This window comes from Mycobacterium yunnanensis (assembly GCF_025823185.1).
GTDB classification, from domain to species: domain Bacteria; phylum Actinomycetota; class Actinomycetes; order Mycobacteriales; family Mycobacteriaceae; genus Mycobacterium; species Mycobacterium yunnanensis.
Genome location: NZ_JACKVK010000013.1, coordinates 214,625 through 228,253, shown reverse-complemented (window position 1 = coordinate 228,253; position 13,629 = coordinate 214,625). Strand labels below are relative to the sequence as shown.

Genomic DNA, 13,629 nt, shown 5'->3' with positions numbered 1-13,629 from the left:
TGCCACATCAAGGTGAACGAACGTCGGCTCGACCACGTGGCCTCGCCGACCGGTGGGATAACGTCGGACGATGCCCGAATTCGACACGTTGAAGTTCACCCGATCCGGCCCCATCGTCGACGTCGTCCTGGACCGGCCGGAGGCCGCCAACGGGATGAACGACACGTTGACCCGGGAGCTCGCCGAAGCCGCGGCCCTCTGCGACGACGCGGCCGTCAAGGTCGTCACCATCACCGGTGAAGGCAGATTCTTTTGTGCCGGAGGCGATCTCAAGGCGGTCTCGTCGGCCTCCAGCCCCGGCGCGTACGTCGACGGCATGGCCCAAGACCTGCACCGGGCGATGTCGACCTTCGCCAGGATGGACGCCGTGGTGATCACGGCGGTCAACGGCGTCGCCGCCGGGGCCGGGTTCCCGCTCGCGGTGTCCGGCGATCTGGTCATCGCCGCGGAATCGGCGTCCTTCACGATGGCCTACACCAAGGCGGGACTGAGCCCGGACGGCGGCTCGTCCTACCTGTTGCCCCGGCTGATCGGTCTGCGCCGAACCCAGGAACTCATGATCACCAACCGAGTGCTGCGTGCCGCCGAGGCCGCGGACTGGGGACTGGTGACCACCGTGGTGCCCGACGCCGAGCTGCCCACCGCCCTTCGCGAGCTGGCGACCCGGACCGCGTCGGGGGCGCGCAAGTCCAACGCCGCGGTCAAACAGCTGCTGCTGACGTCCTATTCGTCGACGTTCGAAGATCAGGTCGCCCGCGAGGCCCAGCTGATCTCGGCGTGCGCCGACTCCGACGACGGCAAGGAAGGCGTCGCGGCATTCCTCGGCAAGCGACGCCCGGAATTCGCCTAGAAGGAGTGCTCCTCGGCGGGGAACGCGCCCGTGGCCACGTCGGCGGCGTACTGCGTTGCGGCGCGCCGCAGTTCGCCGCCCACGTCGCCGAACCGCTTGACGAACTTGGCGGTCCGGCCCGCCGTCATCCCGGCCATGTCCTGCCACACCAGCACCTGGGCGTCGCAGTTGGGTCCCGCGCCGATGCCGACCGTCGGAATGGTCAGCTTGCCGGTGATCTGGGTGGCCAGCTCCGCGGGCACCATCTCCAGCACGACGGCGATCGCGCCGGCTTCGGCGACGGCGATGGCGTCGTGGATGGTCTGGTCGGCGGCGTCACCCCGGCCCTGGACGCGGAAACCGCCGAGGCCGTTGACGCTCTGCGGGGTGAAGCCGATGTGGGCCACCACGGGGATGCCGGCCTGGGTCAGGGTCGCGATCTGCTCGGCGACCCGTTCACCGCCCTCCAGCTTGACCGCGGCCGCGCCGGCTTCCTTCATGAACCGCGTCGCGGTGGCCAAGGCCTGCTGCGGGCTCGCCTCATAGCTCCCGAAGGGCAGGTCGGCCACCACGAGGGCGTGCGGGGCGCCGCGCACGACCCCGCGCGCGAGGGGGATCAGCTCGTCGGCGGTGACCGGGACGGTGGTGTCGTAGCCGTAGACCACGTTCGCCGCGGAGTCGCCGACGAGGAGGACGGGAATGCCGGCCTCGTCGAAGATGCGGGCGGTGGAGAAGTCGTATGCGGTGAGCATCGACCACTTGTGACCCTCGGCCTTCCACTTCAGAAGGTGATGGGTGCGGGTCTTGGTCCGCGGAGCGGCCGATGGGGCCGAAGTGCGGGGGGCGGGCGTTTCGGTGGCGGCACCGTAAACCGTCTGCTCAGACATCGTTGTCCTCAATCTCGTCGACTCATTCCTCGAGGCCCATCCGGGTCCCCGGGTCATCTGACGCCACAAGTCTGTCACCCCGCGGAGCGAAGGTGAACCGACGGTCGAGTGCAGTTCCTCACACCTGAACCGTCGGCGGGCCTACCATCGGCGACATGCAACGGCTCAGCGGACTCGACGCCAGCTTTCTCTACCTCGAAACGTCCGCGCAGCCGCTACACGTGTGTTCGGTCCTCGAGATCGACCCGTCCACCATCCCCGGCGGGTACACCTTCGACCAGATGCGCGACGCGCTGACCCAACGCATCAAGGCCATGCCCGAATTTCGGGAGAAGGTTGCCGACAACCGGTTCAACCTCGACCACCCGGTGTGGGTGGAGGACCACGACTTCGACGTCGACCGGCATTTGCACCGCATCGCCCTCCCGTCGCCTGGGGGGCGCGTCGAGCTCGGTGAGATCTGCGGTCACATCGCCTCGCTGACTCTGGACCGCACCCGACCGCTGTGGGAGATGTGGATCATCGAGAACGTGGGAGGCGCCGACGCGGATTCCGGCGGCCGCCTAGCGGTGTTGACCAAGGTGCACCACGCCTGCGTCGACGGCGTGACCGGCGCCAACCTCATGTCGCAGCTGTGCAGTACCGAGCCCGACGCCCCGGCTCCCGATCCCGTCGACGGCGTGGGCGGGGGGTCGGATCTCGAGATCGCCGTCAGCGGGGCCTTCAAGTTCGCCACCCGGCCCCTGAAGCTGGTCAACGTGGTGCCGTCGACGCTCTCGACGGTGGTGGACACCGTGCGGCGAGCACGCAACGGGCTCACCATGGCGGCGCCCTTCGCCGCGCCCAAGACCCGGTTCAACGCGACGGTCACCGGCCGCCGCAACGTCGCCTTCGCCCAACTCGACCTCGAGGACGTGAAGGCCGTCAAGAATCAGTACGGCGTGAAGGTCAACGACGTGGTGATGGCCTTGGTGGCGGGCGTCCTGCGCCGGTTCCTGCTCGACCGCGAGGAACTTCCCGACGGCACGTTGGTGGCGATGGTGCCGGTGTCGGTGCACGAGAAGTCCGACCGGCCCGGCCGCAACCAGGTGTCGGCGATGTTCGCCAGCCTGCACACCGACATCGAGGACCCGGCAGAGCGCCTGCGGGCGATCGCCGGCGCGAATTCGGTTGCCAAGCAACACAGTGCGGCCATCGGGGCGACGCTGCTGCAGGACTGGTCGCAATTCGCCGCGCCCGCGGTGTTCGGCGCTGCGATGCGCGTCTACGCGTCGAGCCGGCTGACGAGCGCCGTCCCCGTGTACAACCTGGTGGTGTCCAACGTGCCGGGCCCGCAGGTGCCGCTGTACTTCTTGGGCGCGCAGGTGAACGCGATGTATCCGCTGGGGCCGATCTTCCACGGATCCGGGCTGAACGTGACCGTGATGTCGCTCGACGGCACGCTCGACGTGGGGCTCATCTCCTGCCCCGACCTGCTGCCCGACCTGTGGGACATGGCCGACGACTTCGAGGTCGCACTCAAGGAGTTGTCGAACGCGGCGGGTTGACACCCTCAACTGCGCCGACGGTTCCTCATGGCAGCATGACAGCCATGAACCTCAGACGCGGGGTCCTCGCGGCCACCCTCATCGTGCTGCTGGTGGCCGGGTGCAGCCGTCTGGTCGACGGACGCGGCGTCATCGCCACGCCGCGGCCAGGCACGCCGATCGAATGGTCGCAATGCGACGCCGCGTCCTCCGACGTCCGCATCCCGGCGGGTGCCGAATGCGGAAAGCTCTCGGTCCCGGTCGATTACGCCAAGCCCGACGGTGACGTGGCCCGTCTGGCGATGATCCGGTTCAAGGCGACGGGGGACAAGATCGGGTCGCTCGTCGTCAACCCCGGCGGACCCGGCGAGTCCGGCGTGAACGCCGCCGCCTCCCTCGTCGGCGCCATTCCCGATTCGGTCCGGCAGCGCTTCGACCTCGTCGGCTTCGACCCTCGCGGGGTCGGTGCCTCCACGCCGGCGGTGTGGTGCAACTCCGATGCCGACAACGACCGGCAGCGTGCCGACGACCAGGTCGACTACACCCCCGAGGGTGTCGCCCACATCGAGTCCGAGACCAAGGACTTCGTCGCCCGCTGTGTGGAGAAGATGGGTGACGAGTTCCTCGCCAACGTCGGAACCTCAAGCGTCATCAAGGATCTCGACGCCATCCGCAGCGCCCTCGGCGACCAGAAGCTGACCTACCTCGGTTACTCCTACGGCACCCGCATCGGAGCGGCGTACGCCGAGGCCTACCCGCAAAACGTCCGCGCGATGATCCTCGACGGCGCGGTAGACCCCAACGCGGATCCGGTCGAGGCCGACATCCGCCAGGCCGCGGCGTTCCAGAAGGCGTTCGACGATTACGCGTCCGACTGCGGGAAGAGTCCGCGGTGCCCGCTGGGCACCGACCCCGCCAAGGCCGTCGACGTCTACAAGGACATGGTCGAGCCACTGGTCGACGATCCGGCCAAGACCCGGGACCCGCGGGGGCTGAGCTACAGCGACGCCATCGTCGGCACCATCCTGCCGCTGTATTCACCGAACCTGTGGCGCCATCTCACCCAGGCGCTCTCCGAGCTGAAGAACGGCAACGGCGACACCATGCTGGCGTTGGCCGATCTCTACATGGGCCGCGACGAGAACGGTCACTACAACAACTCGACCGACGTTCGGGTCGCGGTCAACTGCGTCGACGAGCCGCCGATCACCGACCGCAAGACCGTGGTCGACGAGGACCGCCGCGTCCGTGAGGTCGCGCCGTTCATGAGCTACGGGCAGTTCACGGGGAACGCCCCACTGGGCACGTGCGCCTTCTGGCCGGTGCCCGCGACGTCCAAGCCGCACCAGATCTCGGTCGCGGGACTGCCTCCGGTGCTGGTGGTCTCGACGACCAACGATCCGGCGACGCCCTATCAGGCCGGCGTCGACCTGGCCAAGCAGCTGGGCGGCACGCTGGTGACGTTCAACGGAACCCAGCACACCGTGGTGTTCCAGGGCAACAGGTGCGTCGACGACATCGCCGCGAAGTACCTCGTCGACGTCGCGGTGCCGCCACCCAGCTCGACCTGCTGACCGGCCGAAGGTCACCGTCGGATCACCGTCCGGTTGCCGACTCGCGTCTGCTCGAGCCCCGCCGGGTCACCGAACTGCCTTGCGTGCAACCATGTTCGCCATGGCGATGGTGGGCAGGCTGATCGCGGCACTGCCCGCACTGCTGCTGGCGGCGACGCTGGTGGCCCCCGAGGTGTCGGCCTCGCCCGAGGAATCGCCCACCGCGCAATACGGGCAAGCCCCGGTGTGGGGCAGCTGTGCCGAGTTCCTGGGATCGGCCACCGCGCTGCCGACTGCCCGGTGCGGCATGGTGAACGTACCCGTCGACTACGCGAAACCCGAAGGGCCGCAAGCACAGCTGGCGGTCATCCGGGTGCCGGCCACCGGCGACCGAATTGGCGCGCTGATGGTCAACCCCGGCGGGCCAGGGGCGTCGGCCGTCGACGCCGTCGCGGCGATGGCCCTGAGTTTCGGGGACAACGACGTCACCCGTCACTTCGATCTGGTCGGCTTCGACCCGCGTGGCGTCGGACGCTCCACCCCGCAGGTGCGGTGTCGCACCGACGCCGAATTCGACGCCTTCCGCCGCGAATCGCTGACCGACTACAGCCCGGCCGGAGTGGCCCGCATCGAACAGCTCTATCAGCAGTACGCCCAAGAGTGCGTCGCCCGCACCGGGCGCGACTTCCTGGCCAACGTGGGCACCGCCTCCACGGTTCGCGACATGGACGTCGTCCGGGCGGCGCTGGGAGAGAACCAGATCAACTTCCTCGGCTACTCCTACGGCACCGAACTGGGCGCCAGGTATGCCGAACTGTTCGGCGACCGGGTGCGGACCATGATCCTCGACGGCGCCGTCGACCCCGGTGCCGATCCGGTCGCGGAGAACGTCCGTCAGCTCGCGGGCTTTCAGACCGCGTTCGACGACTACGCCGCGGACTGCGCGCGGTCGGTGGACTGCCCGCTGGGCCAAGATCCGACTCAGTTCGTGGCGCGGTACCACCAGTTGGTCGACCCGCTGGTCCAGCAGCCGGGCCGGACCTCCGACCCGCGGGGGCTGGGCTATCAGGACGCCGTCACCGGCACCGCCAACGCGCTCTACACGCAGCGGTATTGGAAGTTCCTGACCAGCGGGCTGCTTGGGCTGCAGCGCGGCACCGACGCCGGCGACCTGCTGTTGCTCGCCGACGACTATCAGGGGCGCAACGCCGCCGGTCGCTACACCAATCAGCAGGACGCGTTCTCGGCCATCAGGTGCGTCGACTCGCCCTATCCGACCGACCCCGCCGTGTGGGCCGACGCCGACCGTCAGGGCCGGGCCGCGGCGCCGTTCATGTCCTACGGTCAGTTCACGGGGTTCGCCCCGAGGGACGCCTGCGCGCTGTGGCCGGTGGCGCCGACGTCGACGCCGCACGCCGCGACCTCACCGGGGCCGGGCAAGGTCGTCGTGGTCTCCACCACCCACGACCCGGCCACACCGTACGAGGCCGGGGTGGATCTGGCGCGGGAGATGAACGCCTCGCTCCTGACGTTCAACGGCACTCAGCACACCGTCGTGTTCAACGGCGACGCGTGCGTCGACTCCGCCGTCGTCCGCTTCTTGGTGGACCTCGTGCCGCCACCGCCGGACTCGCAGTGTTGATCGGGCCGCCCGGCAAAGGCGAAACTGCCGAGCCGCTCACCATACGCAGCAGGCGCGTAACACGGAATTAACAGCCGATGCCTACGCTTCGCACATGGATCGGCAGAAGGAATTCGTGCTCCGGACGCTCGAGGAGCGTGACATCCGATTCGTACGGTTGTGGTTCACCGACGTCCTCGGCTACCTCAAGTCCGTAGCGATCGCCCCTGCGGAGCTTGAAGGCGCGTTCGAGGAGGGCATCGGCTTCGACGGTTCGTCGATCGAGGGCTTCGCCCGGGTGTCAGAATCCGACACGGTCGCCCGCCCCGACCCCTCCACCTTCCAGGTGCTGCCGTGGACCACCAGCGGTGGAAAGCACCACTCCGCGCGCATGTTCTGCGACATCACGATGCCCGACGGCTCCCCGTCGTGGGCCGACTCGCGCCACGTCCTGCGTCGGCAGCTGGCCAAGGCCAGCGAATTGGGCTTCTCCTGCTACGTGCACCCGGAGATCGAGTTCTTCCTGCTGCAGCCCGGCCCCTACGACGGCTCCGAGCCCGTCCCGGCCGACAACGGCGGCTACTTCGACCAGGCGGTACACGACTCGGCCCCCAACTTCCGCCGGCACGCCATCGACGCCCTGGAGTCGATGGGCATCTCGGTGGAGTTCAGCCACCACGAGGGTGCGCCCGGTCAGCAGGAGATCGACCTGCGGTACGCCGACGCGCTGTCGATGGCCGACAACGTGATGACCTTCCGCTACGTCGTCAAGGAAGTTGCACTGACCGAAGGCGTCCGCGCCACGTTCATGCCCAAGCCGTTCTCGGAGTATCCCGGGTCGGCGATGCACACCCACATGAGCTTGTTCGAGGGTGACTCCAACGCCTTCCACACCCCCGACGACCCGCTGCAGCTCTCGTCGGTCGGCAAGTCCTTCATCGCCGGCATCCTGGAACACGCCAGCGAGATCAGCGCGGTCACCAACCAGTGGGTGAACTCCTACAAGCGGCTCGTGCACGGCGGCGAGGCCCCCACCGCGGCGTCGTGGGGCGCGGCCAACCGCTCGGCGTTGGTCCGGGTGCCGATGTATACCCCGCGCAAGGCGTCCTCGCGACGCATCGAGGTGCGCAGCCCCGACTCGGCCTGCAACCCCTACCTCGCGTTCGCGGTGTTGTTGGCGGCTGGACTGCGCGGCGTCGAGAAGAACTACGTGCTCGGCCCGCAGGCCGAGGACAACGTGTGGAATCTGACGCCGGAGGAGCGGCGCGCGATGGGTTACAAGGAGCTGCCCGGCAGCCTGGGCGTGGCCCTACAGGAGATGGAGAACTCCGAGTTGGTCGCCGAGGCGCTCGGCGAGCACGTCTTCGACTTCTTCCTGCGCAACAAGCGCGCCGAGTGGGAGACCTACCGCAGCAACGTCACGCCATATGAGCTGAAGGCCTACCTCTCCCTGTAGCGCCGGCGTCCCTGACCCCTGCGTTACCGTGAAGGGATGGCCAAACCAGCGACGCAGCGTCCGACGCTGCCCAGCGTCGGGCGGCTCGGGCTGGTCGAGCCCCCCGCGCGCGAGGGTCTGGACCGGCTGGGGTGGACCACCGACGCCTACGTCGAGCTGCTGTGGTCGCTGTCCCGGGCACCCGACGCCGACACCGCGCTGCGGACCATGGTGCGCCTGGCCGACGCGCTCGGTGACGACTGGCAGGAACTCGACCGCGCGCTGGTGAAGGACCGCGGTCTTCGAGGTCGGCTGTTCGGCGTGCTTGGCTCGTCCTTGGCGCTGGGCGACCACCTGGTCGCGCAGCCGAACTCCTGGCACCTGCTGGTCGGGCAGGTCACGCTGCCCGGGCCCGACGAGCTTCGCCGCGTGTTCACCGAGATGGCCGAGACCACTTCGGAGACAAACGATTTGCGGGTGCTCTACCGCGACCGGCTGCTGGTGTTGGCGGCGCTCGATCTCGCGCCGACGGTGGAGAACGAACCCGTGTTGCCGTTTCCGACGGTGGGGGAGCATCTCGCGGACCTCGCCGACGCCGCGTTGGCGGCCGCGCTGGTCGTCGCGACCAGGACGGTGTGCAAGGACACCGCGCCGCCCCGGCTGGCCGTCATCGCGATGGGCAAGTGTGGGGCCCGCGAACTGAACTACGTCAGCGACGTCGACGTCATCTTCGTCGGCGACAAGGCCGACCCGGTCAGCGCCCGGCTGGCCGGGGAGATAATGCGCTTCGCCGGGGAGGCGTTCTTCGAAGTCGACGCCGGCCTGCGGCCCGAAGGCAAGAGCGGCGAGCTGGTGCGCACGCTGGAATCCCATGTGGCGTACTACGAACGCTGGGCCAAGACCTGGGAATTCCAGGCGCTGCTCAAGGCCCGCCCGGCCGTCGGCGACGCCGAACTCGGCGAGCGGTACATGGCCGCCCTGATGCCGATGGTGTGGGCGGCGTGCGAACGGGAGGACTTCGTCTCCGAGGTGCAGAAGATGCGCCGGCGCGTAGAAGAACTCGTGCCCGCCGGGGTCCGCTCCCGCGAGATCAAGCTCGGCACCGGCGGGCTGCGCGACGTCGAGTTCGCCGTACAGCTGCTGCAGCTCGTCCACGGCCGCAACGACGAATCGCTGCACGTGGCCTCGACCGTGGACGCGTTGGCGGCGCTGGGTGCCGGCGGCTATGTCGGCCGCGACGACGCCGCGAACCTCACCGCGTCCTACGAATTCCTGCGGCTGCTCGAACACCGCCTTCAGCTGCAGCGGCTCAAGCGCACCCACATGCTGCCCGAGGCCGGCGACGACGAGGCCCTGCGGTGGCTGGCCCGCGCCGCACACATGCGCCCCGACGGACAACACGACGCGCTCGGCGTGCTGCGGGAGGAGCTCAAGCGTCAAAGCCTGCGGGTCTCGCGTCTGCACGCGAAGCTCTTCTATCAACCGCTGCTGGAATCCGTCGACGTCGACGGATTCCAGATCTCCCCGACCATGTCGCCCGAATCGGCCGAACGTCAGCTCGCCGCACTGGGTTACGAGGGACCGCAGAGTGCGCTGACCCATCTGGCGGCGCTCACCGGCAGCAGCGGTCGGCGGGGGCGGGTGCAACAGGTGCTGCTGCCGACGCTGCTGGACTGGCTGTCGGACACACCCGACCCGGATGCCGGGTTGCTCGCCTACCGCAGGCTCAGCGAGGAGATGGCCGAGCAGCGTTGGTTCTTGGCGTCGTTGCGTGACGAGGGCGCGGTGGCCAAGCGGCTGATGCACGTGCTGGGTACGTCGGCGTTCGTCCCCGAACTCCTCATGCGCGCACCCGAGGTGATCCGGCAGTACGCCGACGGCCCGTCGGGACCCAAGCTGCTGGAGGTCGAACCGGAGAGCTTGGCTCATGCGCTGATCGCGTCGGTGGGCAGGCACACCGATCCGCTGCGGGCGATCGCCGCGGCCAGGACGCTGCGTCGCCAAGAGCTGGCACGTCTGGCGTCTGCGGATCTGCTCGGCATGCTCGAGGTCACCGAGGTGTGCCGGGCGCTGACCTCGGTGTGGGTGGCGGTGCTCCAAGCTGCCCTGGACGTCGTGATCCGGGCGAACTCGCCCGCGACCGGCCCTCCGGCGACGATTGCGGTGATCGGCATGGGCCGACTCGGTGGTGGGGAACTGAGCTACGGCTCCGACGCCGACGTGATGTTCGTGTGCGAACCCGGCGGTGGCGCAGAGGAATCCGTGGCGGTGAAGTGGTCGGTCACCATCGCCGAACAGGTCCGTGCGCTGCTGGGCACCCCGAGCGCCGACCCGCCGCTCGAGGTGGACACCAACCTGCGTCCCGAGGGTCGCAGTGGCCCGCTGGTGCGCACGCTGGCCTCCTACGAGGCGTACTACGCGCGGTTCGCCCAGCCCTGGGAGGTGCAGGCGCTGCTGCGGGCCCACCGCGTCGCCGGTGACGAGGACCTCGGCCACCGCTTCCTGCTGATGGCCGACAAGACCAGGTACCCCTCCGGTGGGGTGTCGGCCGATGCGGTGCGCGAGATACGCCGGGTGAAGGCCCGCATCGACGCCGAGCGGCTGCCCCGAGGGGCGGATCCGAACACGCACACCAAACTCGGTCGCGGCGGCCTCGCCGACGTGGAGTGGACCGTGCAACTGCTGCAGTTGCGCTACGGTCACGAGATCGAGGCACTGCACAGCACCTCGACCCTGGACGCGCTCAACGCAATTGGCGCCGCCGAGCTCATCGCCGAGGGTGACGTCGACCTGCTGCGGCAGGCCTGGCTGACCGCGACCAAGGCCCGCAACGCCCTGGTGCTGGTGCGGGGCAAGCCGACCGACCAGTTGCCAGGACCTGGCCGTCAGCTCAACGCGGTCGCCGTCGCAGCGGGCTGGGAGACCAGCGACGGAAGCGAGTTCCTCGACAACTACCTGCGGGTGACCCGGCGCGCGAAGACGGTCGTGCGACGGGTGTTCGGCGAGTGAGCACGGACTTTCCGTTCGACGTCATCACCGCCGAGGAGTACGAGCGGCAGCAGCGGGTGCATGGTGGGCTGACCGATGCCATCCGGGAGCTGATCGACGCGGGCATCCGTACCGACGTCGACGACGCCACGGCGCTGGAGGCCAAGGCGGCCGTCGAGGCGGTCACGGCCCGGTTGCGCAGCGCGCAGCGCACCACCACCTCGACGCTGCGCCACGCCGGCACCGGGCTGCCACTCGCGTGGGCGAATCCCGCAGTGGGGCTTCGCAACGCGATCGCCCCGCCGATGGTCATCCACCACGAGGACGGCGGCCGGTGCTGGGCCGAGTTCGACCTTGGGTTGCCGTACGAGGGGCCACCGGGTCTGGTGCACGGCGGCATCTGCGCGTTGGTGCTCGACCATCTGCTCGGCGAGGTGGCCAGTGACGGGCTGACCAAGCCGTTGTTCACCTGCACCATCACGCTGCGCTATCTGCGTGGCACCCCGCTCGGTCCCGTGCGGGCAGAAGCGTTCGTCGAACGCAGCGAGGGCGTCAAGACCTTCGCGCGGGGATTCCTCGGCGACGCCGACGGCTGGACGGTGGAGGCATCCGGTGTGTTCATCCGACCGGCGTGGGCGCGGGGAACGGAGTGACGGTCTGCGTCAGCCCCTGGTGCGGGTGACCGTTGCCGTGCGGCCGCGACGCCGGGCGTCAATGGCCCATGCGCCGCCGCCGGTGAACACCAGCAGCAGGAACGCGAAGCAGTAGAGCACTGCCGCTTCGCCGCCGTTGACCAGCGGGACGAAGTTCTTCGGCAGGTGCGCGGTGAAGTACGCGAAGGCCATGGTGCCCGAGGCAATGAAGGCCGCGATCCGGGTGAACAACCCAAGGCCGATGAGGACGCCGGTGACCAGCTCGATGACCCCGGCGTACCAGTAGGGCCACAGTCCGACCGGAGCTTGCTGCTCGGCGACCGGCCAGCCGAAGAGGTGGGAGGTGGCGTGGCACAGGAAGAGCAGCGCGAAGACCACGCGGAAGATGCTCAGTACCGCGGGGGCGTGGGGGGTGAGTCTGGCGTCGAGGTTCGTCAGCATGGCCACGACTCTACTATCCGGACCATGGTCCGTATAGTCGTACCCGGTTGCGACACGACGAAGCCGGGCGGAGTGAACTCCGCCCGGCTTCGTGTGCCGGCTTACGCGCCGATTGAACGTCACATCGGCGAGCCGATTAAACGTCGTAGTACAGCGCGAACTCGTACGGGTGCGGACGAATCTGGATCGGCATGATCTCGTTCTCACGCTTGTAGGAGATCCAGGTGTCGATCAGATCCTCGGTGAACACGCCGCCCTCGGTGAGGTAGTCGTGATCCTCCTCGAGACGGTCGATGACCGCCGACAGCGACGTCGGAGCCTGCGGGATGTTCGCGGCCTCCTCGGGGGGCAGTTCGTAGAGGTCCTTGTCGACGGGCGCCAACGGCTCGATCTTCTTCTTGATGCCGTCGATGCCTGCCATCAGCATCGCCGCGAACGCCAGGTACGGGTTGCCCGAGCTGTCCGGGCAACGGAATTCGAGACGCTTGGCCTTTGGGTTGTTGCCGGTGATCGGGATGCGCACGCACGCCGACCGGTTGCGCTGGCTGTACACCAGGTTGATCGGCGCCTCGTAACCCGGCACCAACCGCTTGTAGGAGTTCACCGTGGGGTTGGTGAACGCCAGCAGCGACGGCGCGTGGTGCAGGATGCCGCCGATGTAGTGGCGCGCCAGATCCGACAGGCCGGCGTAACCCGACTCGTCGTGGAACAGCGGCTTGCCGTCCTTCCACAGCGACTGATGGGCGTGCATGCCGGACCCGTTGTCGCCGAAGAGCGGCTTGGGCATGAAGGTGACGGTCTTGCCGTTCTTCCACGCCGTGTTCTTGATGATGTACTTGAACAGCAGCACGTCGTCGGCGGCGGCCAGCAGGGTGTCGAACTTGTAGTTGATCTCGGCCTGGCCCGCGGTGCCCACCTCGTGGTGACCGCGCTCGAGGACGAACCCCGCGTTCTGCAGGTTGGTCGCCATCTCGTCGCGCAGGTCGACGTAGTGGTCGTACGGAGCGACGGGGAAGTAGCCGCCCTTGGGCCGGACCTTGTAGCCGAGGTTGGGGCTGCCGTCGGCTTCGAACGGCTCGCCGGTGTTCCACCAGCCCGACTCGGAGTCGATCTCGTAGGAGGTGCCGTTGATCTTCGAGTCGAAGGTGACCGAGTCGAAGATGTAGAACTCGGCCTCGGCACCGAAGAAGCAGGTGTCGGCGATTCCCGTGCTGGCCAAGTAGTTCTCGGCCTTGCGGGCCACGTTGCGCGGGTCGCGGGAGTAGGCCTCGCGGGTGAACGGGTCGTGCACGAAGAAGCTCAGGTTGAGCGTCTTGGCGTGGCGGAACGGATCGATGCGCGCGGTGTTGGGGTCCGGCAGCAGCATCATGTCGGATTCGTGGATGGACTGGAAGCCGCGTACCGACGAACCGTCGAACGCCAAGCCGTCCTCGAACACGCTGGCGTCGAACGCCGAAGCGGGGATCGAGAAGTGCTGGACGACGCCCGGCAGATCGCAGAAGCGAATGTCGACGTACTCGACGTTCTCGTCCTTGATCAGCTTGAAGATGTCGTCTGCAGTCTTTTCTGGCACTGAGAATTCTCCTTTGACTGGATGATCCGCCGTTCGACGCTAGGGACACCATATTGCGCGCCGGTCAATGCCATGTTGCACGGACGTTACGCAGTGGTGGTGCCAGGCGCCCACCCTATGCTG

The 13,629-nt window shown here is 68.3% G+C and carries 10 protein-coding genes; 7 read left to right on the top strand and 3 right to left on the bottom strand.

The window, feature by feature from the left end; genetic code table 11:
- The first annotated feature begins 70 nt into the window (after window positions 1-70).
- Window positions 71-850, top strand: a complete 780-nt coding sequence (locus H7K45_RS24725; RefSeq protein WP_263998696.1) for an enoyl-CoA hydratase/isomerase family protein — start codon at window positions 71-73, stop codon at window positions 848-850.
- Here H7K45_RS24725 and panB read toward each other — a convergent pair.
- On the bottom strand, window positions 847-1,716 hold the full coding sequence (panB, locus tag H7K45_RS24720; protein WP_263998695.1) for a 3-methyl-2-oxobutanoate hydroxymethyltransferase: 870 nt from the start codon (window positions 1,714-1,716) through the stop codon (window positions 847-849). The genes H7K45_RS24725 and panB overlap by 4 nt on opposite strands.
- Window positions 1,717-1,871: 155 nt before the next feature.
- Between panB and H7K45_RS24715 the strand changes: the two genes are divergently transcribed.
- From H7K45_RS24715 to H7K45_RS24690, 6 genes are all read left to right on the top strand, one after another.
- On the top strand, window positions 1,872-3,263 hold the full coding sequence (locus tag H7K45_RS24715; protein WP_263998693.1) for a WS/DGAT/MGAT family O-acyltransferase: 1,392 nt from the start codon (window positions 1,872-1,874) through the stop codon (window positions 3,261-3,263).
- A gap of 44 nt (window positions 3,264-3,307) precedes the next feature.
- Window positions 3,308-4,816: an alpha/beta hydrolase gene (locus H7K45_RS24710; RefSeq protein ID WP_263998692.1), complete on the top strand. Its 1,509-nt coding sequence runs from the start codon at window positions 3,308-3,310 to the stop codon at window positions 4,814-4,816.
- A 91-nt stretch (window positions 4,817-4,907) separates the two neighbouring features.
- Complete coding sequence (locus tag H7K45_RS24705; protein WP_263998691.1) at window positions 4,908-6,437, top strand: alpha/beta hydrolase; 1,530 nt, start codon at window positions 4,908-4,910, stop codon at window positions 6,435-6,437.
- A 94-nt stretch (window positions 6,438-6,531) separates the two neighbouring features.
- Window positions 6,532-7,872, top strand: a complete 1,341-nt coding sequence (gene glnA / locus H7K45_RS24700) for a type I glutamate--ammonia ligase (protein WP_263998690.1) — start codon at window positions 6,532-6,534, stop codon at window positions 7,870-7,872.
- 36 nt (window positions 7,873-7,908) lie between these two features.
- Window positions 7,909-10,860 carry a bifunctional [glutamine synthetase] adenylyltransferase/[glutamine synthetase]-adenylyl-L-tyrosine phosphorylase gene (locus H7K45_RS24695; protein WP_263998689.1) on the top strand — a complete coding sequence of 984 codons (2,952 nt, stop codon included), beginning with the start codon at window positions 7,909-7,911 and terminating at the stop codon, window positions 10,858-10,860.
- Window positions 10,857-11,492, top strand: coding sequence for a PaaI family thioesterase (locus H7K45_RS24690; protein WP_263998688.1), 636 nt, complete (start codon window positions 10,857-10,859; stop codon window positions 11,490-11,492). The genes H7K45_RS24695 and H7K45_RS24690 overlap by 4 nt, the downstream gene beginning before the upstream one ends.
- A gap of 9 nt (window positions 11,493-11,501) precedes the next feature.
- On the opposite strand, the gene H7K45_RS24685 is transcribed toward H7K45_RS24690, so the two are convergent.
- Window positions 11,502-11,933, bottom strand: a complete 432-nt coding sequence (locus H7K45_RS24685; protein WP_263998686.1) for a DoxX family protein — start codon at window positions 11,931-11,933, stop codon at window positions 11,502-11,504.
- Between the two features lie 136 nt (window positions 11,934-12,069).
- The gene (gene glnA, locus H7K45_RS24680) at window positions 12,070-13,506 is read right to left on the bottom strand and encodes a type I glutamate--ammonia ligase (protein ID WP_263998685.1); all 1,437 of its coding nucleotides are present in this window, start codon (window positions 13,504-13,506) and stop codon (window positions 12,070-12,072) included.
- Window positions 13,507-13,629 lie beyond the last annotated feature (123 nt).